Here is a 24,673-nt window from a genome sequence, read left to right as displayed (position 1 = left end):
TGGTGTAATTTATACATAGCGCGTTTTAAAAATGATCTTTAAAAACGTAAAATAATTAAATAATGATTTTTTATTAAAAAGCTATTTCTTGCCTACTTAATAATAACTAACAATTTAATTACTAGGCGCTTTTATGAAAAAAAATTGTAGCTTTAAAAATTATGGTTATTAATAAATAAATATTTATTAGATTTGATAGTTTTATCAAACTACTTATATTAAAATTTATGAAGGTTTTTAATTTTGATATAATCTATCATTTACATTTGATTTTAATAAAGATTTCTTATAATCTAAATTACAAATAGATAATCAATCAAAAGCAAGATATTTTTATACTTTAATCTCTATTAAGAGTTAACTTTTTTGGTGTAAAATACGTAATATTTGCAGTACTGAATTATCGATTTCTTCATCTGGAATTTTTTTATTAGTGATTAACTTGTATAGAAGGTTATGTTCGATATTTAGTAAATGCTCATATTGATCTAAATCAGATTCTTCTAAGGATTCAAGGTATTGCTTGGCGAATTGACTAAGTATAATTTCAGTATCCTTAACACCAGTGTGAGTACTACGATACCATAATTGTTTGCGGCGAATATCTAGTGCTTTTTTCATACATTTCTCTTTAAAATTTAATGATATATTTATTGATTATAGCCTATAATATTAAGAATGGTATTGTAGTGTAAAGTAGCAAATATTTGCACATTGATGAATTATTGTCTATTTATGTTATGCAAAGATAATTATCTCCTAAAAATAATAACTTATTTTAGAACAGTAAAAAAAAAGATACATATATTTTCAATAATATAGGCATAAGTATTATATTAGTAAATTTTTACAACATAAAGATTGTGCTGTTATTATGGCGACTGACTTAAAAATCAATTAATTCTTATACTATTGTCATTTAAATTAAATCTCTTTAAGAGTCTCGATGGATATCTATCCATCAGATTTAACGAAAGATATCGTTTTTTGATGACTATAAACTGATGTTATATTCGTACTACAAGAAAATATTTTTGTTTGCTATTAAGTAAATATGTAATCGTTTTTGTGTTTTAGTCATTTTGTAGATTACATAGGATAGTTTGCTTTTATTTATTGATTTATCTTATTGGATAAATATCCTAATGATAGGATGAATTGTTTAAAAAGATATTTGTTATAAGCAATTATATAACACTTATATTAAAATGATAGTATTTAAAATCTAATACCACTTAATCACTACCTTGTATCAAGCTATTTATGTATATAAACGAACGATTAACTTGTAGCGATTATTAAACACGCTAATTATTGAACTTAGCAAAGTTGTTAAATCACGCCATGGCGTGATTGCCTAAGAATGATAATCGATTACGCTTAAATATTGAATCTTAATAAGACGATTGTATCAAAAACATTTTATTAATAAGATAATTAGCTTTGTAAGCTAGTACTTTATTGAAGTATGCGGTGATATCTAGTTTATCAATTTTCATTTTGAATACATTAAATACTTTATTTTTTTGTTACTTCTTGTACAATAAAATTATACAGCATTACAATGCTTACATTGTTTGTATGTGTTCTAATCCAATGGGTAACAATAAAAATTAGCAGCTATTATGTTGATAATGAATTTAAAAAATTTTTAACTGAAATGTAAATCTTTACTGTAATCTAGATAATTTACGCGGTAGGATAGATAATTCCCATTAGGAAAATCTTGAAGATCTTTTAGATTAGATGTCTAAATTAGCTTCATGTAAAACATACTCTTTTGTGAATAGTAAGATAATCGCGTTTGAATTAGAGCAAAGAAATAAAAGATTTCAGTTAATTGCAATGCAATTGGAGAATTGTTATAATTGAAGATTACTAAGAGAAAAATTACAAAGTGGTATAAATTTAATTTGAATAAGAGACATTCTGTAGCTTGTTACAGAATTAGCTAGATTATTTTTATTGCTTTTTATAATTTGATCTGTAGTCAGTTCTAATGTTTTGTGTAGAGTATTGATGATATGGCGGTTCCTAAACGTAAAACTACACCTTCCAAGCGTGGCATGCGTCGGGCACACGATAGACTGAATTCTGATGCTTATGTGGAGAGCCAAGAGACTGGCGAGTTACATCGACCGCATCATATTGATTTAAAAACTGGGATGTATAGAGGAAGGCAAGTGATAAAAGTCAAAGATAGGCAGAATATCAATTAGGTAAAATATATTTAATATATCTATGAATATTAAATGAGATCAAGGTATTAATAATACTAACTGTAGTATTTAATGTTCCGTAAAGATCAGTAATCGATTTATAGAAGCATGAGCTGTTTATTATATTCAATTAATTATCTAACAGCTCTTCTCTGAGTATAATTTAAAATGGTATGTTTTGATTGTAGAGCTAATTGTTGTGATTGTTTAGATTATAATTCTCGATAGAAAATTGCGATTGTTTACACGTTAATTATTTAGGTATGTTGAATATTTTGTTATGTTTTTTAGTCTTTTGATTTGTGTAATATGTAGAAATGTGCTACCTCCTTAGCGAGGTATGCTTAATAATCATTAATTTAATTTTTAGCCGACCGGTGCTTATAACTGCTATATTTAGAGTATAGCAATGTAGCATAATTATTTTTTGCCTATTGCGCTGAGTTTTTAAGTGAAGCATGTTCATGTGATGAATTTTGACCTGTTGTTTCATGCTGACAAATAATGTGTTCGTCTAGTCAGCTGTTATTTTAGATCAAGAAGTAGAGATAGGTCTGCTACTTATACTCAAGTATAATTATTGTTAGTTGTTGTAGAAAACTTACTTGATATTACGTTTGCTGCATGCATTCGGGCTCTGATAGATTGTATCTTATACATCAATTACATTACCATTGTCGATGCACGAGAAGTTTTTTTGTTAAGCTAAAGCATCTGTACTATCTAATCTACCATTGCAGATTTTATCCGAGATGGGTAGAAAAAGAATTTTATTGAATTAATTCCACAAATTATTACAACAATATCCTACATTGATAACCTTATTTTATTACTATAATGCTATATAAATTATAGATTTTATCCTATATTATATTTTAACAATAAAGTTATATTTATAGTATTTTTCTTTATCTCAAGAAAAAGATAATTCTTACATTTAATTTTAAAAATATAAAAATATCAAAAATAATTATAATCTATAATTACAGAAATGATAATTATACCTTGATTCTATTCGATAGAATCGTCGAAATTATATTGATTAATATTCGACAATATTATTCATAATTTTATTATTAAAACAATTTACGCTAATTATTATTAGTCGAATCTTTTCACTAATTTTTATTATTTCTAATGCTTAGCATTATATCAGTAATAGTTAAGTACTAGCATTTATTAATTTAATCTCAGCCTGGGAATTTATTTATTGCTTGCCTTGTTTAGTAGCATTCTAATAGAATTAGAGTAGCGATTTAATTATAGTTATATCCATTAGTTTAATCTTGTGTACGCCATTTTAATATAAAAATTAGTTATATTTTATTCAAAAATAAATCAATTATTTTGTTCTTTTACTAATAAAGTTACCTGATTTATTAGTTTGGTTTAATATTATTAGTTAATTAAATTTTAGCTTTGCTAATTTATCTAAATAAATTTTGCAAAAAACTGATATATTTATAACAATTAAAGAAAATATGATAATATAAATTTATTCTTTCTCAAGCTAGTAAATACTGTTTTAGATTGTAAGCGCAGTTTTATTTAATAAACAATATGTTGTCTAGCATTTTCTATTCTATCCAATAAACATTATGACGTAATGAATTTCTTATTATATTAGTCATTAGATGGTAAGTATTACAATCTTAATAATTGATCTAGCTACTTTTATCATAACACAATTATTTTATATAATGCCTTAATTTATTTTAAAGCTAATTTTATTTGTACTTATAGCAAAAAAGTTTTCTTACTGAATTATTCAGTTAATTATTGCTAAATAATAGAATACATATGATTTTTTTAATTATTGACTGTAGATTTTGCTAAACTTCTTAATAGTTTATCACGAAAACTGATGATAATTTAGCGTTTTATTAGCGATGAATTGCTGGAAACTCTGGGTGATAGTCAATTTAACGCTTAATGTCATGTGCTCAAGAATGTGTCAAAAAAAACTACCTATGCATATATAGCCATAGGTTAGGAAAGTACTGATTTGTAAGAATAATATACAAAATAAAAGTTAGCAATTCGTTTACCTCACAAAGCAAGATTATACATTTAAACCATAGGCAATTAATATTGCTAATTCACTAATTAGCATTTTTTAAGCAAGAAAACAATCCATATATTCCATTAATCGTTAATCTTATTGTAAAAGATTTCGGTAATTTGATAGATAAAAACGTATATTATCAATATACCATTATTTAAATTAAAAATATTATTTTTGAACTAATGAAAAAAGTATTAAGTTTTACTATTGTATATAAATAAATTATTACTATGATCTAAGCAATTTATATGACAATAAAGATGATCGCATTCAGGTTATCTATATTGAGAATATAGCATAAGGTAATTTATTTAATACTGTAGATTGGGTATATAGCTTTTATGAAAAATACTATCTAGCAATTATCATTATTTAATGTATAGCTATTTTGTTAGCTTTTAATTCTCGTATTAAATTGCAATAGTTATGTGATTTTTTTTTAATCATGATCAAAATTAATTTTTTAAATTTTGTACCAAAAGTAACATATTTGTAACCTAGTATTTATAGCATACTATGATGCTGATACTTTATTATTTTGCTGACCTAAGTCATTTTGAATTTTGACAGTTTAGTCTATTAAGCAAAAGAAATAAACTTGAATAAGAAATAGCTCAAGGTATTAATAGTTTATTTTATAATTAGATATATACAAATCTAGCTTTAATTATTTCTATCATTGTATTAGGATAGATAAATTGACATGTTTAAATTTTTTTAAAAACATAAGTTTAATATAAAACACATCAGTTTCATTGTAGTTCAGATATTTTACGTTTTACTAGTTAAGTTTGCTAATTGCTTCAGATTTTGATGATTATTAACGAGCATTTTTTTAACTTTAAAATTGATAAGTTAATTATTTTATTCGCTCTTAATAACGAAAGTGAATATTTTCTTTTAAATAAACTGGCTGGGGGACCTGGATTCGAACCAGGGTTGACGAATTCAGAGTCCGTAGTCCTACCGCTAGACGATCCCCCAGTTTGGCTACAATAAATTATGTAATGAATTATATACTAAAACAATAAACAATAGTACATTATTAATAATCAAACTATAGTATTATCATTATACTTGTAATAACAAATGAAATTATATTACTTTTTTAATAAGTATACTTGTTTGTTGGTAATGAATTTGAATGAGAATCGCCTCTTACTCGTTTAGTTTAATAATTAACTTATCTGACATTATGAGCGTAGATGGATTACAAATTATCCCAAAGTCTTTGGGAAGATATTTTATGGATTTAGTTGTCTAAAAGTACATAAATTATGTACTTTTAGACAATAATTTTCTGATGACGTGATACAATGATAGGTAAAATTTAGATAAATTTAAAATTCAAAGAATTATTTTGCTTATTATTGCCGATACAGCTACATTGATCCAATAATTTAATAATTAATTAGATAGTGGTTTTTAACAAAAAATAAAGTAATGTGAAAGTTATTAAATATTGAATGCTGTTAAGGTGTCTAATTTAAATTGATGGCAAAGCGCACTATGCTTTGTGAGAGTTTATTAAAGTGAATTGGCGACGAAAAGCAGAACAATGTTTAATTAGCTACCAGAGAAAATCTGACAGCAGACAGGCTAAATACATGATAAGACGTACTAATAGTCGTTCTGTTTCTTCTCAGCGCTGGCTTTGCCGTCAGCTAAAAGATCCGTATGTTATCAATGCAAAACGACTGGGATATCGATCACGCGCTGCTTTTAAGCTAATGGAAATCGATGATAAATTTAAAATCTTGAGTAATGGTCAGCGAGTTGTAGACCTAGGTTGTGCACCTGGTGGATGGACTCAAATTGTGATTCAAAGAATTGGTGCTTCACACAACGGCCAAATTGTTGGTATTGATATGGTACCGCTTGATCCTATTCCGTTTGCAGAATTATTGTTGGGTGATTTTAGTCAAGCCTCTGGCATGGATTTGCTGAGCTCAAAGCTGAGCGGTCCTGCGAATGTGGTGTTATCTGACTTAGCGCCTTCTTTCACTGGTCATAAAAGAACCGACCATATTCGTATTATGCTACTAGCTGAGCTTGCTCTTGGCTTTGCCATTGAAGTATTATCGAATAACGGTGTGTTTGTTACCAAGATTCTTCTTGGCGGAAGCGATCACGATTTACTGACTCTATTACGTCAAAAATTTCGACAAGTACGTCATTTTAAGCCTCAGGCGAGCAGAACTAATTCTGCCGAAACTTATGTGGTCGCGACTGGCTATCGTCGTCTTCTTTGAGAAATATTCATTGTATGATTCTTTAAAGAAAGTAAAAGGTTTGTACAATTCGGCTTAAACTTAGCATGCATCTAGACGCTATTATTTGCTATGACTATGTCAATTGGTTTTTTTAATTACTACATTATGCATAGCGCCGATATTAATCCGAATGGAGGTATAATGGATATTCGTGATGCGCTGACTTTTGATGACGTTCTTTTAGAGCCAGCTCGTTCTAATGTTTTACCAGCTAAGGTCAAGACTAGTACCTATGTAACTCGCAGTATTGAAATTGGTATTCCTTTACTGTCCAGTGCAATGGATACTGTGACTGAATCTCGTATTGCCATAGTCATGGCTCAAGCAGGTGGAATTGGTGTTGTGCATAAGAACTTAGATATTACTTCCCAGGCTAATGAAGTACGAGCGGTTAAGAAATTTGAGGCCGGTATGGTCATTAATCCAGTTACTATACATCCGGAAGCGGTTCTGGCCGAAGCGATGGAATTAATGAAGCGATATGGAATTAATGGCATACCTGTTGTACAAAAGAGCAGCGGTAAACTGGTTGGCATCCTTACCCACCGCGATGTTCGATTCGCTACTAATGATAATCAACCCATTAATGAGCTGATGACTAAGCATGTTATTACAGTCGGTAAAGATGTGAAAGCAGAGGAAGCTCGTGCTTTGCTTCATAAGAACCGCATCGAAAAATTGTTGGTGATTGACGGAGAAAATCGTTGTATCGGTTTGATTACCGTCAAGGATATGGAGAAAGCGCAGAGTCATCCGAATGCTGCCAAAGACGAAAAAGCTCGTTTGCGCGTAGCTGCAGCAACTGGTGTAGGTAATGATGGAATCGCTCGAGCTGAAGCTCTAATTGATGCAGAGGTGGATATCATTGTCATTGATACTGCCCATGGCCATAGCGATTATGTAATGAATGCAGTACAGGAAATCCGCAAGTTGACTAATTATACCCAGATTATAGCTGGCAATGTTGCTACCGCGGACGGCGCAAGGTCCTTGATTAACGCTGGGGCGGATGGGATAAAGATCGGAATAGGCCCCGGATCAATCTGCACCACGCGTGTAGTTGCAGGTGTTGGTGTGCCACAGCTTACTGCTATTTTAGACGTTTCCAAAGTCTGTCATGAGGCTGGCGTTCCATGTATCTCTGATGGTGGAATTAAATATTCTGGGGATTTGGCTAAAGCGATTGCTGCTGGTGCAGACTGCGGTATGGTTGGATCGTTGTTAGCTGGTACTGATGAAAGTCCTGGAGAAGTTTATTTATATCAAGGGCGTTCATATAAAGCATATAGGGGTATGGGCTCAATGGGGGCTATGGCCCGAGGTTCTGCCGATCGATATTTTCAAGAAGATGTTAGTAACACGTTAAAATTAGTCCCAGAAGGTATTGAAGGACAAGTTCCTTATAAAGGCCCTGCCGGAGCTTTAGTGCAGCAGCTTGTAGGTGGTCTACAAGCTGCTATGGGCTATACCGGTTGTATATCTATTAAAGAACTTCAAAATAATGCTAAATTTCTTAGAATTTCCAATGCCGGATTGAAAGAGAGTCATGTACATAATGTTACTATAACTCGTGAAGCGCCAAACTATTTACCTGATATATAATAGCTTTTATAGTAGTGTTGGAGCAACAAAATATCTGACTCAATAATGATAAGATAGCACATAATAATAATCAACCCTAAGTTTGTTTAAGGCAGTTGAACGGCTAGAGAATTGCATACTTTTTGAAATGTACTCGACTACCTCCGCATTTAGTTAACTATTGTTTATTGTTTTCATACTCTTAATTAATGCGATTAATTGAGTTAAAGTTAATATAGTTAAGCTTGGCTATTGTAAATGTACTCTTAATTACACTGGAATATTTTTTACTATTCATTATTCATTGGCTAATCGAACTGCTTTTTCCGGTGTTTCTGTAGATCTATATTACTGCTATCCTTTTATGAAATATTGTAGATTTTATTACTATAGTTACTTATGCTAAAAACAATTTTTGGTAAATATTATTGAAAATATTTCAACTAATGGTAATAAATCTTAATGTAAATGTTGAGTTTGATTATCATTATTCGTTTGTTAAAACCTTTGGTTCATATACTGAAGTCTTGTGAATAATTAAACAAAATTTATAAATAATAAATTTTTGCTATTTTACATTGTTTTAAGCACTATTTTAATTAGTTTAAGGGTTTTATAAGGTTTATAATTAAAGTTTAGGTTTATTTATTTGTGCTTTTATAAATGCTGTAATATATAATGCTGTGTATCACTTGGGATGATTAATTGTTAATTAATTACGTTTTGTTGATGTGATTGCTAGAAGCTTTACTAGCAGTTAATGAGGGAAAAAGCATCTTTAAGATTTATACAAGCAGTTAATGTATATTAACTATGGTTTGACTGCTAATAGTTGATAAAGATACTAAAAATTACAATTTTAACATTGAGAAATTGCTGTAAATTAAATAATATTTTACTCAATAGTTATACTAAAACTCTATTTTATTAACTAAATAGCACTAAAGTAACACTAAATGGCTTTTAAAAAGCTTTCTTTGCTAGAATCAAGAAAATTTAGCAGTGCTGCTACAGCTTAAAGCAAAGATTTAATTAGATACAGTAAAAATCTTAGTCATCATGTTATTAAATTAATGCATTAATTAGTAATTAATATTCTTTGCATTATTAATGCAACAAAATAGTGTAAGTTATACAATTAAATCAGTTGTTTTACAGTAAAAATTGATAAGTACTTGCTTACTGGGAAAATAAAATTATTAAAAAATAATATAAACATACAACCAATCAATTAGTTTAAATTTTTCTATTTTATATGTTTCCATGATTATATATAATAATTTTCTTTAGATTTAAATTAATCAATTATTGTATCTATAGATTTAGATATAAAAGCCAAAGTTGCCTATCAATTTTTAACATCTGCGGGCTAATGATTAATTTTATTAATTAAAACTGAAGCAGTAAAGATACTTTATCTAAGGATTTCTTATATTTCCTCATCGATTACTTAATTTCAATTGAAATTTTATATCAAAAATAATAATACAAATAGTATTGGGCACCCGACAGGATTCGAACCTGTAACCCCTGCCTTCGGAGGGCAGTACTCTATCCAAGTTGAGCTACGGGTGCAAACTCACAGCCATAGTACTGCATAATTAAATTATGCAGTACTCATTTACTTAAAAAAAGTTTACTCTAAATAAGCGATTGACTGATTAATGATATTAATCAAGATAATATGGATAAAAATCAACATTGACTTTAAGTATGAAATAGCCAACTTACCGAGCTATGTTTATAACAGCTATAATTAACGAATTATATTAGCTAGACTATTGTTTATTTTATTTTTCTTTTTGAGAAATGCTAAGTTCATTTATGAACTAAAGAAGCATAATGTATTCTTCATTATGGAAAGAAGTACATATTTATTGCTCCCAACAAAACCAAGGCTAATATACAGTTTAGCTGTTGTTAAGCTGAGATAACGATAAACTCAAATAATTAATCTACTTTCTGCATTAGTCAATTCCTTGTGTATTAAATTCATTCAAGATAAACAGGATCGCTTTCTACAAGAAAGAATAGTATTGCAATAATGTCAAGTTTATATTTTAGATGTGCACGCACATTACGTTGTAGGAAAACAATCAGTTTTTGCATGCTAATAATCTTAGTATCTTACTAATCTTTTTTGTTAAATTATTGTTAAGTAAACTACACAATCTCTGCGTCCTAGTTAATTACTGGAATTGCGTATTTGGTCAACTATAACTATAACCGCTTTTGCTAATAGTCGGCGACTAGGAATAATATTGTTGTTTTTTTTTGAGCTAAAATATACATAATTTAGCTTTACAAAAGCTCAATAATCAGGATAAATAACGGATAGTTTTTATGCTTGAAATTCATATTGTAGGATGTAACCTTAGAGAATAAACTATAATTAGCGTATTTTGTCGAAAAGTAAAAAAACGAACTTAGTAAAGCTACATTTGTATAATGCAAGTTATAGATTCAATCTATGTTCTTGTCAAAACTTTTGTTAAGATTATCAGCGATAATATTTCTATTTTCTGCTAAGGTAGGCTTAGGTAATATATTTATATCTATGCTTTATTATCTGTTATATAATCTATGCAGAGTTCGTATTATACTTTTATTCATACAGATAATCTATATAAATATAAAAGTAGCTATTATACTGGATGGCATGTGTTATGATATTGGAAATAATAGTAATCTAGCTAAGCTATTTTAAATAATGACGATAATTAACAATTATTCTATCGCTATATTAGCACTATTAAGTATTAACAGTAGCATAGTTTGTACTAAATAAATATATACAAAATATAGTTTTAATAATTTTATGCATTGTTTCAGCGACTAGAATAACTTTACTATAAAAGATTAAATTTTAATATTTGTCCCACATATTCAAAGATCATCTTGTGGAATATCCTACGCTACTTGAACTGATATTATCTTAAATAGAAGGACCGGATAATGAACATGGTTGGCAACTTCAACCAGTTGTTTGCTAATTTTCCGATCGACGTTGGGCGCGTGGCCATTGCCTCAGCCCCGGAAGGAGTAGAGGCCGAGGCAATCTCCTTCTTAGCTAGATCTCATGGGCTACTTTTACATGTGACTTGTGATGATACAGTGAGCAATGAACTAAAGAGGGCTGTTGCTTTTTTCGATCCAGAGTTGCAGGTAATGCAATTACCTCCTTGGGATTGTCTGCCTTATGATCGATTTTCACCCAATAAAGAAATCATGGGCCAGCGTATCGAAACACTGTCTATGCTTGCCTTGCGTAAGCTTAGCGCAAAGCCTGCATTAGTAATTACTACTGTGAATGCTGTTTTGCAGCGAGTTCCGCCTAAAAGTTTTTTTATTGATTCCACAATGGCACTAAAGGTTGGTCAGATAATTTCGTTGGCAAAAATAACTGATTTTTTTGTAAGCAATGGTTATTACCGCTCTGATATGGTGCAAGAATGTGGTGAATACGCAGTGCATGGCGGAACGATCGATGTATTTCCTACAGGAACAGCATGGCCGGTGCGACTTGATTTTTTCGGTGATACTCTGGAAGAGATTAGATGCTTTGATCCTATATCTCAGCGTACTATTAATAATCGTAAGGACATATTGTTTTTACCGGCTAGAGAGGTGCAACTTAATGCTGTTACTATACAACGTTTTCGCTCTAGCTATCGCTCCCTATTTGGTGCAGAAGTTATAGACGATCCTGTTTATGAATCAATTTCAGCTGGAAGGTTCTATAGCGGGATGGAGCATTGGTTGCCACTTTTTTATCAAACCATTAGTACTGTGCTTGATTATGTTGGCGATGCTCCGATTACTCTGGGATATCAAGTAGAAAAGTCTATTAATAATAGGTTTGAGCAAATAACTGAATATCATAATACTCGTATGCAAATGTTGCATTGTAGCGATACAGAGGCTGATAACAGATACCGTCCGCTTGATCCATGTGCAATGTATTTGATGCCGGATGAATGGGATTTACTAATGTCTACTCGAGTTGTGGGCATTTTTACACCTTTTGCTATACCTTCTTCTGCAGATAGTGTTATTGATCTTGGTGCTAGGTCTGGTATTAGCCTAGCAGAAGCGCGAGCACTTGGTGGTTCTGCAGTATATGATGCGGTACGTCACGCAGTAATGGATGAGAATAGTCAGGGGCGCCGAGTAGTCATAGCTGCTTATAGCAAGAGCTCTTGCGAACTAATTGCTCGTTTGTTTCACGATCATAGCATTGATAATGTTGATTTAGTGGCTAATCTACAAGCAGTTCTTGCTCTACCTATTGCAACGGTTGCGACAGTTGTGCTCCCGCTCAAGCATGGTTATCGACGTGGTAAATTAACTATTGTTTCTGAGTGTGAAATTTTTGGCCAACGTTTGTTACGCCAGTCTAAGTTGGGAAAGCGCCGAGGAAAACATTTACTGCGTGAGATTTCAGCATTAACGGAAGGTGATTATGTCGTTCACTATGAACATGGTATTGGTCGTTACCTTGGCCTGGAAACTTTGGAAATCAATGACGCGCTTCATGATGTACTGTGCCTTGAATATCTTGGCGGCGATAAGCTTTTTGTTTTAGTTGAAAATATTGATGTTTTGTCTCGCTACGGAGATCATGAGTTCAAGGTTCAGCTTGATAAGCTTGGAGGGCTTAGTTGGCGGTCTCGTAAAGCTAAGGTAAAAAAGCGGTTATTTGATATGGCAGAAAAGCTGATTAATATTGCTGCTAACAGAGAGCTGCGTAAAACACAGCCGTTGTGTTTGCCGGTTGCAAATTATGATAAGTTTTGTAGCAGATTTCCTTTTATTGAGACAGAAGATCAACTTAAGGCAATCGATGATGTATTGGCTGATATGGAATCATCGCGGCCGATGGATAGGTTGATTTGCGGAGATGTGGGGTTTGGTAAGACAGAAGTTGCCTTGCGGGCTGCTTTTGTGGCAACTGGTCAAGGATATCAGGTGGCGGTAGTGGTTCCTACAACTTTGCTTTGCCGCCAGCATTACGTTAGTTTTGTTAATAGATTTGAAGGTTTTCCTATTAAAGTTGCTCAAATTTCTCGCCTTATTTCGACTAAGGAAGCTAATGATGTTCGTGATGGTTTGCGCAATGGAAACATCAATATCGTGGTGGGTACTCATGCACTATTGTCAAATCATAATCATTTTGACAATCTTGGTCTTGTTATCATCGACGAAGAGCAGCATTTTGGTGTTAGTCAAAAAGAGCTTCTAAAAGATATGCGCAATGCCGTACATGTTCTTACCATGACCGCAACACCGATTCCACGTACCACGCAAATGGCACTTTCTGGTTTGCGCGAGATGAGTTTAATTACAACTCCACCAGTAGATAGGTTAGCAGTGCAGACATTTGTTATCCCATACGATGGAATGGTTGTTCGGGATGCTTTGTTACGTGAGCGTCATCGTGGCGGGCAAACATTCTATGTTTGCCCGCGTATAGATGATCTTGTTCATGTACATGAGCAGTTGTTGAAGCTAATTTTGGACCTTCGTATAGGTGTGGCGCATGGTCGGATGGCATCAAACGATTTAGAGGATGTAATTACTTCATTTATCGATGGTAATTACGATGTACTAATTTCTACAAACATTTTGGAAAGCGGTTTGGATATTCCAGCAGCTAATACAATCATCATTCATCGATCTGATATGTTCGGTCTAGCTCAGCTTTATCAGCTACGTGGACGAGTGGGACGATCCAAAGCCCAAGCTTATGCATATTTAACTACTCATCCAACTAAACTGTTACCACCAGCTGCTAAGCGCCGGTTAGAGGTCTTGCAAACTTTTAATAATCTTGGCGCATGCTTGTCTTTAGCTAGTCATGATATTGAAATCCGCGGTGCTGGTAATCTTTTGGGTGATCAGCAATCGGGTCAGGTTAAAGAAGTAGGTATTGAGCTCTATCATGAGATGCTTCGTGAAGCGGTAGAAGTGGCTAGAGCCGGTGATCATATAAAGACAAAAAATGATACATCTTGGACACCTCAAATAACTATTAATATGCCAGTGCTAATTCCTCCCACTTATATATCTAACATTTCGATGCGTATGAGTTTATATCGTCGTATCGCTATGTTAATTAATCAGGAGGAAATTGATGGTTTTATAGTTGAACTAGTTGACCGATTTGGACCTCTTCCAGTAGAAGTGGATAATCTATTAAAAATTATGACAATTAAATTATTATGTCGGGTAGCTGGTGTTGAGAAGATAGATGCAGGGTCCAAAGGGGCTATTATTGCTTTCCGCAATAATAGCTTTGCTTACCCAGACAAACTGATAACTTTTATGCAGCAGCAGGCAGACTTTGTGCAGTTCCGCCCTGATCATAGAATGATTTACCGTTGTACTTGGAATGATTCAGATAAGTTATTGCGTGGGTTGATAGGTTTGATGAAGAAATTAGCGGCTGTAGTCGTTTGACATTTTTTATTTATCGCCAACGTATCAAATATTTACTTCTCTTACGTCAAATATTAATTTTCTAATAGAAAATCTGTTTTATTATTTCATTAAATAAAATAATAACTTTGTTACAGATATAAAAAATAATGTTAGATTTAGAAGAGGAAGGTCTTTATTATTGTAATAAATTTTTCTAATGAAAATTTTCTAATCTAAACTATTGGTATTCTTATTAAGAAAGCTTCTGCTTGCTTATGATACTTTATTTTTACTAGGTAGGACAATATCCACGTGTTTTTTAACAATTAAACATCGTGAATTTTATAAAGGTTACTTGCGTTTTCTAGCTATATTTGTCAAAATATAATATAAATTGATTAATAAAAATCCTAAATTTTTTCAAATTCATATTAAAGTTTGGATATTATACAATCCACTTTGCCTTGGGCTGATTACGATTAGCGAATATCCAGGTAAAGCATATAAAGCAATTTTTGTTTAAATTTGATAGATTTCTGATCTATCCAAAAAAAATTCCTAGAGAAAACAACAAATCGTACAAATGTTCTATGAATTATTATTAGATTATTGAGTTAGTTTAAAATTTAATTTATTAATTGGCTGCAGAGTGAACATTATCTTATTGTAAGAATATATAATCGACTACTAAAAGTTAACCAGTAAAATTTCATTCTGAAATTAAATTTAGCAGTTATTTAGCGTTTGACTTTTTAACTTTAGCACTTTAAGTCAGTTTACAGTTATTATATTATCGCTTACAGCAGCTAATAATTTTGAATTAGATTACAACTAAAACTAGTTAATAGCGCTATAGGTAATCAATAATTAGACATAAACATAAAATATTTTTATTAGAAAAAGCAATCAATACAGCTTATTTTATTATAAGCTGTAAATAATACAGAAATTAATTATATGTAGAATATTGCTGCTATTTATTGATGGAGTAAGGAATTATTTTCTTTTGTTTAAAACTTAACGTAGCTAAATAAGATCATATTATGAAATGATAATCTTAATGGCAAATAAAAATTAATGTAAAAATAAATCGTCTAGTTAAGATAATAAAAACATAATTTATTATATGTCTTATTCTAATATTACTGATATTTTATTTAATACAATATAAGCATATTCCTATTATTAAACTTTAAATTAAAAATAAAGTATCAGTAATATTATGTATTATTGAAGGTGTTATCAAATTCTTAAAGTATTATTTATAATTAGTCATTGATTTATTAGTAAATGCTACGAAATAGCACGAATATGCACATTTATTAATTATATACTTATTTTAAATAAAAATCTCTTTGTTGTATACTTATCAAAGTAAGATTTAAGAAAGTTCTGCTATAAGATAATTGATAAGCAGATAAGTAATGAGCGCTTACTTTTCAACATTGACAACCTATCCAGTAGGTTTTTATTTTTTGACAGTATAAGCATAACATGTTATGCTTATACTAATAACTATGCTAGCAAATTACGGGTGTAAAAAATAGCAATCTACTTTTACCTATTATATGGTAATATTATTTGGTAAACTTAAAAAATTGCTGATATTTAAACCTATAGTTTTCATCTTAGAAAAATTACAGCAGTTAATTTTTTCAATGTAATCTTTACAGTTTATTTTTAATAAACATTTTTTATAAAATAGATACATTGCTACTTACTAGCATTAGAAAAAAAACTTGAAATAAATTCTTACAATTATTTTAATTATATTAAAAATATTTAAAATTTCATAATAAACAGAGTTACCACTCGCATAGTAAATCTAGACAATGATTAAAACATTAACGAACTAATGATAAATAATAAAATTTGTTTTAAAGCATAAATCAAAAAAAACAATATAAAAAAAAGATTAAATTATAGCATCTTTGCTAAAGATGCTTGTGATGATATAATTAATATTTCATGCTACTTAATGAGGATATTCTTTTTTACTATAGATTCAAGTAATTATCTTTTTAATGAGGCACAAAATCTTTGTATACGACTACAAGCTTCTTTCAGGAGTACTGTAGAAGTAGCATAAGAAATTCGAAAATACGGGCTCATACCAAATACGCAACCTTGTACTGTAGCTACACCTTCGCTATCTAATAGTGCGCTGACAAAGTCATCATCGTTATTAATTTTTTTACCGCTTGGTGCGGTGCTACCTATGCAGCCTTTTATAGAAGGATAAGCGTAAAATGCTCCTTCCGGCACAGTACATTCAATGCCGTCTGCTTGATTTAGCATAGAAACAACTAAATCACGTCGTTTTCTAAATATCTTATTGTTTTCAGCGATGAAGTTATGGTCTCCCATTAAACCAGCAACAGAGGCCGCTTGACTGATTGAACAAGGGTTTGAGGTTGATTGCGATTGGATATCGGTCATCGCTTTAATTAAATTTACAGGCCCACCTGCGTATCCAATACGCCAACCGGTCATACAATACGCTTTGGACATACCATTAATCGTTAATGTACGATCGTATATACCAGGTTCTACTTGGACCGGAGTGTAAAACTTAAATCCATCATAGACTATATGCTCGTAAATGTCATCAGTGATAATGTGAATATGTGGATGCTGCATAAGTACATTAGTTATATTTCTCATTTCCGCATATGTGTAGCCAGCACCGGTTGGATTAGAGGGGGAATTTAGTATTAACCATTTAGTCTTTGGGGTAATAGCTTGCTCGAGATCTTCTGGCTGTAGCTTAAATCCTTTTTCTTGTGGACAATTAATAAAAATTGGTTCACCATCAGCTAGAATTACCATATCTGGGTAACTAACCCAATAAGGTGATGGTATAATAACCTTATCGCCCGGTTCTAAGGTTGCTGCGAAGGCATTATATAATACTTGTTTACATCCATTTGCTGCAACTATCTGATTACAAGCATAATTCAAAGAGTTGTTATTTTTGAATTTCAAAGAAATAGCTTCTTTCAGCTCTATTGTTCCTCCAACATTGGTGTATCGGGTTAATCCTTTATCTATTGCTGCTTTCGCTGCTTGACGGATGTGTTGAGGAGTATCAAAATCAGGCTCACCAGCGCCTAAACTAATGATATCATAGCCAGCAGCTTTTAATTCTATCACCTTGTTATTAACAGCGATTGTTGGAGATGGCTTCAATCGGCTAACGCGCTTAGCAAGAATACTCATTTCAAAACTCCCTCTAGTCTGCGTACAGGCAAGTTTAATCCGGAAAGCAAAATAGTTTATAGTTATTTAAGATAAAATTGCTCAGAATGCCATTTTAGGATGCAGATTACAAAAGTATAATAATGCTGCAGATTAATCAAATTAGGACATACAGATAATACCTGTGATGCATAAAACTTTTTATGCACTCGTGTTATTGCTTATCACAAAACCATGTTTCTTCATGTTGCACTATGGATAATTTTACAAACTAGATTTATATTAGTATAGCACACAAAAATATAAAAATAACTTAAAGAATAATTTACTATATTTTTGATATATTTCATTTACTTGGACAAATGCGCAATTCTTTTCATGTTTATTCAGGTTGAATTGATTTAATATACCAATTAGTTTACATATTAGTATTATCATATTAAATTACACTTTTTAATAAAATACCTATTATTATTTAGGCATTTATGTGATCGAATTAGGGCCTGTATTATTTATTTTAGGAATGTTGCTAACATTTTTAGCAATAGCTATGTGTGTGCCTGCTACGATTGATTTAGTAAATCACTATTCAGATTGGCAGGTTTTCTTAGGTGTAGCAGGTATAACACTATTTGTCGGTGTGCTAACAATGCTTGCAACGCGTACAGTTCGGGGATCTAAGCTAAATTTACGGCAAGCCTTTTTGTTAACAACATTAAGCTGGCTAGTTATTTCTAGCTTTGCTGCCTTACCTTTTTTCTTCTCTGATCTCGATATGACTTTGGCAGATTCTTTTTTTGAATCTATGTCGGGTGTGACAACTACCGGAGCTACAGTAATATCTGATTTGAATCATGCCCCTCCTGGCATCCTAATGTGGCGCGCTTTATTGCAATGGTTGGGAGGTTTGGGGATAATTGTTATCGCTCTAGCTATACTTCCAACACTGAGCGTGAGAGGTATGCAGCTTTTTTTGACTGAAGCTTTCGATCTTGCTGATAAGGTACTTCCTCGGGCTGCTCAGCTGGCTGCTGGTCTTGGCGTTATGTATTTTATTATAACATTTATTTGCGCTATTTCATTGTGGTTTGCTGGTATGGATGTATTTGATGCTGTTGCTCATGCTATGAGTACCATTTCTACTGGTGGTTATTCTACTAAAGATGATTCGATTGGCTATTTTAACATTCCAGCTATTCATTGGATCGTTACTTTTGGTATGATTCTTGGTAGTTTACCTTTCATTCATTATGTTGGTATTGCTCATGGAGATATTCGTAGCATTCTGCGCGATCGCCAGGTGCAGTGTTTTCTAATGTTAGTACTGATTGCTGTTGCTCTGGTAAGTATTTGGATTACATACTATATCAATCTTGACCCTTACGATGCCGTACGCTTTGCAGCTTTTAACGTAGTTTCGATAATCACCGGTACTGGTTACATCACGATGGATTTTAGTACTTGGGGTGGCTTTGCGGTTACTCTGATGCTTTTTTTGATGTTTCTAGGTGGTTGTTCGGGATCGACTACTTGTGGTATTAAGATATTTCGTTTCCAGGTGCTTTATGCTATGGCTAAAGTACGATTTGCTCGGTTGTTACGTCCACATGGAATATTTATTCCATATTATAATCGCAAACCTATTCCAGAATCTCTATCAGAGTCTGTAACGGGATTTGTTTTTTTATACATAATATGTTTTTGCTTGGTGGCTATTGGATTAGCAGCTATGGGGCTTGACTCAATTACAGCTTTATCTGGTGCGGCTACTACGATCAGTAATGTTGGTCCTGGACTTGGGTCAATAATCGGGCCAGCAGAAAATTTTGACAAATTACCTGATGCCGCCAAGTGGTTACTTTCTTTCGCTATGCTACTAGGAAGGTTGGAAATATTTACTGTATTATTACTACTTACTCCGAGATTTTGGAGTAAGTAGTAATAATAGCTTCTACCAAAAAGATAATTATTGATTATAATATTAACTAGTAGACTTTACTTTAAAGTAACTGTGCTTTGGTGCAAGAGAGTAATTTGATCCATAATTATTATCTTTACTAAGACTATTATAGATAGATGAAATGGATGTTAAAGCACATTATTAAATAATGTTATTGTTATTTTTTATTGTTAGAATAAACGATTATATGCCTGCCTACAATAATTGCTTATGACTTAATGTTTAATTATAATTAAACATTAATCTTTTAAAATTTTCAATTCTTTATAGAGTTTTTCTTGTTTTAATACAGTTTTGTCTTTCAAAATAGAGCAAAAATGTATTCAACAACTTAAACGTAAGTATTTTAGTTAATTATTTTTTGTATAATACGAAAGAAGGTGTTATACTATAGTTTTTTTTCTAAAAAATAGATAAATTATTTATTTTTTAGAAATAGTTAGTACTATTCTTATTGTTTTATTTAGACTTAAAACTTAGTAAAATATTTTGCCTACAGCCTAAAAGGATTTGCCGTCAATAAACCATTGTTGAAAATTGTATTTCTTTGTTTTAGCGAATTTATCTTTTAGATAACTTTTTAAGTTATTAAGGCGATAATTTTCTTATCGCCGTGATGTATAAATAGTTGATAATATCAATATTTTAAATAAATACATAAAATTAATTATTTTATTATTGTTTATAGTAATTAAATCTATTTTGTATGATGTAGCATATTTATAGTAATTTATAACAGGCTAATTTTTCATTATCATGAATTATCTAAATTAAGCTTATACTGTATTCACTAAAGGTATTTCTGCTGTATTTTGAAAGATTAAATGATGCTTTTTAAAGCAGCGAAAATCTTGAGTATTTCGGATTTTAACTATGCTTTAAGCATAGTCGGCTAACATGATTTGTTAGTAAACTATTAATGATTTTGTTTACCTATAAGCATAATTGATTACAATCATAGGATAATTTTATGAAATAAAATAGTTTAAATACCTTCGCAGGATATTAGCTACTAAATTATTTGTCTACAACCACATCATTCGTTTCAGTATTTCAGATCAAGTATTTTTATAAGCACTTGTTTAAGGTAATAATATTTTATATAGTTAAGACAAGCAAGCTGCGGCCATTAAACATATTGATAGAAAGTGTCAAGCGGTGACATAAATTGACTATTTTAGCATAAAAAACTAATGTTTTAAAATAACTTTTTGTAGAAAAGCAATATTTTGTTAAAATAGTCGACTTATGGGCGCATAGCTCAGTTGGTAGAGCAGCTGACTCTTAATCAGCGGGTCCAAGGTTCGAATCCTTGTGCGCCTACCATATCATTTTTGGTGGAAATCAGAATTGACGGTAATGATGTATATCTTATTTTATCTTTTGTCATCAGATTTAGTTTAGTAAAAAATATTTTTAAATCTGATTTGATATTTTTTATTCTTTATTTTTATATTTTAACTGATAAAAGTATAGTTATGTACACTGTTATGTAATAAATATTATTATTGGTGCACTAAAATATTTATGCTTATTGAATAGGCTAAAATAGGGTAGTCTAATTTTGTATACTGATTAATTTAGTGAAATTTGCTGAAATTGGCTAAGTAATTGCTAAAAAATACAATTACATTTTTTACAGAAATGTCATTGTATTGTTGTCATATAGGCAATGACTCTGAAACAAAAATTATTTACCGTTTAATAGCTACTAACAACAAGATTTAGTTATTAATCCACTACCTAAAGATTGATAGCCATGGTTAATAAATTCGTTAGCACAGTCTAACGTAAGAAATTATATAAATATATAGCATTCAAGCAGTTAAATCTTTATTAGATTAACGATAACCAGGGATGGCAGATTTTAATGCTAGCGAAAAATACTGTATGATGCTTTAAGAGGCTAGTTTTTATAATTTTCCTATGCATAGATATAGCGAGTAAGATTAATGCCGTTAGATTATTATTTACCCAATAATCTAGTCTTATTGTTAAAGTGCTATATTTTATATATAAATTTATACTCATGTTTTATATAAAACATTCTTGTTTAGAAGATAGTAAACTTTTTCATAAATTGTTTATATGATAAAATTTATTGATTTTGTTAATCATTACTTTTAATTTTATTATTGTATTACTTTGTATTTTAGCAGTTTTCTTCTTCTCTCTAACAAGAGTTACTTTCATTATAGAAATAATTTTATCATAAAATTGTAATTTTTAAACCTTATCTAAAAAAAAATTTACAGATGATGTGTTATTATATAGATCATAATCTTGTGTTTTTTCTAGTATAAAAACTAGAATTCTTGCGCAAAAAAAATTAATTTTATGTCTTGCAATTAATAAATATATTAAAAATTTTAATTATCGATAATAATTGCAGATTTTAAGCATATGCACTAATGTTAGTAGGGGAAATATTTTATAATTTAATAACATTAATTATATCGCAATAGTACAATTGAGAATAAAATTATCTTACTTCAAGTTTTGTTTAATAATGACAGTGTCATTAGGCTTTCTTTTATGCTTTAAAGCAAAAGTATTAAGGAATCGAAAACAATACACCAATCATAATTGTTAGTCTTTTTGACGATTATTTGTCAATTATGTCGAGTTTGTGATCCTTAAAATTCCAATGTGGAAATTCATCTTATAGATGAATAATGACGGAGCATTAATATTCCAAGTTAATAGTAAATTATTGGCTGTAGTTTTAGCGCAGTACTCTACAATTGGGAGTATTTTTGATAGATTTTTTTTATTTAAAATATCCATCTCTCGACGAGATAAATTAGCTTTCATTACTATAACATTGAGGATATCGTAATCAGATACAGATTATGACTAATGTCGAACAATGTAATTATTAGGGCAGTAGAGATAATTATATATAAAATTATCGTTAATCATTTAATTATAAAACTGACAGCGCTATGCTAAGGATAATATACAATCATGAGCATATTAAATTTAATGTTTAAGTATTTTGATAATCCATTTTACAATTTAAAAAAAGGTTTTTTAGCGTGATTAATTAAGCTATGCTTTTTTTATTTTATCATGATTTATTAAAAATAGTTTATTAAAACCATTTAGGTTAAATCATGTTTATTTCTTTCTTAATTTTCTAGATATGAATTGATTTTCTTTAACGATAGCTTATTTTTAAAATAAATAACCTGAAAACTTCATTTATTAGACAGCACATAACATTAAGGTAGTCAATTATTGTTTGATAATTAACCAAAAAATTCTTACTGTTGTGATTTATAATTAAAATAAGGATCTATATGTAAGGACTTTTATAGAAGTAGGATTAAATTTTAATATTGCTATAAGCTACTAAAAAAATATGAACAAATATCCAATATATATTGCTATGATCTAGTATTATTTAAATTAACTTAAAATATTAGGTTTATACTGAGAATTATCCTGAAGAATAATTTATTTAGAAAAAATTATTTTTCAGGATAATTACTAAAAGACTATCTTGTATATAATCATTGAGTATTAGTTAAGTCAAAGAAAAATAAATTATCGATAATTTAATCAAAGGAGATACGAATGGCTTTTGAATTGCCTAGTCTACCTTATGAGTATGATGCGTTGGAACCTGTTATGTCTAAGGAAACCTTAGAATATCACCATGACAAGCATCACAACGCGTATGTTGTGAACGCTAATAAGCTAATAGATGGTAGTGGCTTAGAAAACAAGTCATTAGAGGATACCATTAAGACTTCATATCTAAGCGCTAAAGGTGGTGGTTTATTTAATAACGTAGCTCAGCACTGGAACCATATAGAATTTTGGAAATGGATGAAGCCAAATGGAGGTGGCGCTATTCCTGGTGCTTTGGAAAAAAAAATTATTTCTGACTTTGGTAGCATTGAAGCAATGAAGGAAGAATTTATTAAGTTTGGTGTAGGACAGTTTGGTTCCGGCTGGGTTTGGTTGATCTTGGGTCAAGAAGGTAAGCTTTATGTGACTAACACCTCTAATGGTATAAATCCGCTTGCGATTGGTAACGGCATTGCCTTACTTGGTTGTGATGTTTGGGAACATTCATATTATATCGATTATCGTAACGCTCGTATCGACTATATTCGAGCTTTTGTAAGCAATTTGGTGAACTGGGAACGTGTTGCAGATATTTTTCATCAATCTTATTAGATTTTTATAATATTAATTCAAAATTACTTATTTAGTAAAGCTTTATCAAGGTTAAAAATAAGCTGGTGCTTAAAAAAATTATTGTAGCGTCAGCTTATTTATTGTAATGAAGAAATTAAAGTAATTAACTTTTACTTTAAAAAAAACCGTTAAATATTTCATTCAAAATCGAAATTAATCCGTAATCAAGTAAATAACTTAGGTGTATTTATTGTATTTGACTCGAATCTATTAATCACTTGCTAATAGCTAATCTTTTTATTTTTTTATTAAAAAAATGAATACGTAATTAGATTTTAGCGTTTTATTTATATTATGTGAATGATTTGTTATTTAATCTTTTTTTTGTTTTTTAACTAAACCTTTGTATAAGTTACTATCTGCAAGTAAGATATTTATTTTTGATAAAAGTTTTCTTAATTCTATCTATTAAAAATAACATCGTTAGATTTAATAGCTATTTTAGCTAATTCGATAAATTAATCTAACTAAACTTCTATCTAGATTTTTGTTAGCCAGCATTATTTTAATTGATAAATTAGCTATCTTATTAATATAAATTAGATCACTAGGAAAATTTAATGATTGTATAATTTAATATATTATCCTAAAGTTAATAAAATATAATAAAGTTTTTATATCAATAAACTTAAAAAGTATAGCTAGTGTATAGAGTTAAAAATTAATAGTTAGACTGTGAGACAACTAGAATTAAAATTAGCTAATTTGATTTTTTTTCTTTTAAAATTGCTTTACCTTTTTATATTGT

8 protein-coding genes and 3 tRNA genes are annotated in these 24,673 nt (G+C 30.3%); 7 read left to right on the top strand and 4 right to left on the bottom strand.

Features of this window, described 5'->3' with window-relative positions:
* Window positions 1–357 precede the first annotated feature (357 nt).
* On the bottom strand, window positions 358–621 hold the full coding sequence (locus A1OE_RS03630; RefSeq protein WP_015089053.1) for an FAD assembly factor SdhE: 264 nt from the start codon (window positions 619–621) through the stop codon (window positions 358–360).
* A 1,403-nt stretch (window positions 622–2,024) separates the two neighbouring features.
* On the opposite strand from A1OE_RS03630, the gene rpmF reads away from it, so the two are divergent.
* Window positions 2,025–2,219, top strand: coding sequence for a 50S ribosomal protein L32 (gene rpmF / locus A1OE_RS03625; protein ID WP_015089050.1), 195 nt, complete (start codon window positions 2,025–2,027; stop codon window positions 2,217–2,219).
* Window positions 2,220–5,194: 2,975 nt separating this feature from the next.
* Here rpmF and A1OE_RS03620 read toward each other — a convergent pair.
* A tRNA-Gln gene (locus tag A1OE_RS03620) sits at window positions 5,195–5,268 on the bottom strand.
* Window positions 5,269–5,816: 548 nt separating this feature from the next.
* Here A1OE_RS03620 and A1OE_RS03615 point away from each other — a divergent pair.
* Both A1OE_RS03615 and guaB read left to right on the top strand, forming a co-directional pair.
* Window positions 5,817–6,536 (top strand): RlmE family RNA methyltransferase, encoded by a 720-nt coding sequence (locus A1OE_RS03615; protein ID WP_015089046.1) that lies wholly within the window; start codon window positions 5,817–5,819, stop codon window positions 6,534–6,536.
* 162 nt (window positions 6,537–6,698) lie between these two features.
* The gene (guaB, locus tag A1OE_RS03610; RefSeq protein ID WP_015089045.1) at window positions 6,699–8,159 is read left to right on the top strand and encodes an IMP dehydrogenase; all 1,461 of its coding nucleotides are present in this window, start codon (window positions 6,699–6,701) and stop codon (window positions 8,157–8,159) included.
* Between the two features lie 1,479 nt (window positions 8,160–9,638).
* Here the strand turns inward: guaB and A1OE_RS03605 are convergent.
* Window positions 9,639–9,713: transfer RNA gene (locus tag A1OE_RS03605), tRNA-Arg, on the bottom strand.
* A gap of 1,380 nt (window positions 9,714–11,093) precedes the next feature.
* Between A1OE_RS03605 and mfd the strand changes: the two genes are divergently transcribed.
* Entirely contained in the window at window positions 11,094–14,597 is a 3,504-nt protein-coding gene (mfd, locus tag A1OE_RS03600) for a transcription-repair coupling factor (RefSeq protein ID WP_015089040.1), read from the top strand.
* A 1,974-nt stretch (window positions 14,598–16,571) separates the two neighbouring features.
* On the opposite strand, the gene A1OE_RS03595 is transcribed toward mfd, so the two are convergent.
* Window positions 16,572–17,777: a pyridoxal phosphate-dependent aminotransferase gene (locus A1OE_RS03595; protein ID WP_015089036.1), complete on the bottom strand. Its 1,206-nt coding sequence runs from the start codon at window positions 17,775–17,777 to the stop codon at window positions 16,572–16,574.
* A gap of 466 nt (window positions 17,778–18,243) precedes the next feature.
* Between A1OE_RS03595 and A1OE_RS03590 the strand changes: the two genes are divergently transcribed.
* From A1OE_RS03590 to A1OE_RS03580, 3 genes are all read left to right on the top strand, one after another.
* A complete protein-coding gene (locus A1OE_RS03590; RefSeq protein WP_202802551.1) occupies window positions 18,244–19,695 on the top strand; it encodes a TrkH family potassium uptake protein in 1,452 nt (483 codons plus the stop codon).
* 1,271 nt (window positions 19,696–20,966) lie between these two features.
* Window positions 20,967–21,042: transfer RNA gene (locus A1OE_RS03585), tRNA-Lys, on the top strand.
* A 2,253-nt stretch (window positions 21,043–23,295) separates the two neighbouring features.
* On the top strand, window positions 23,296–23,904 hold the full coding sequence (locus tag A1OE_RS03580) for a superoxide dismutase (protein ID WP_015089025.1): 609 nt from the start codon (window positions 23,296–23,298) through the stop codon (window positions 23,902–23,904).
* Window positions 23,905–24,673: the final 769 nt, after the last annotated feature.

The organism is Candidatus Endolissoclinum faulkneri L2 (assembly GCF_000319385.1).
GTDB classification, from domain to species: Bacteria; Pseudomonadota; Alphaproteobacteria; order Thalassobaculales; family Thalassobaculaceae; genus Thalassobaculum; species Thalassobaculum faulkneri.
Note: the sequence above shows the minus strand (reverse complement) of the source record. Positions and strands in the feature narration are given on the sequence as shown.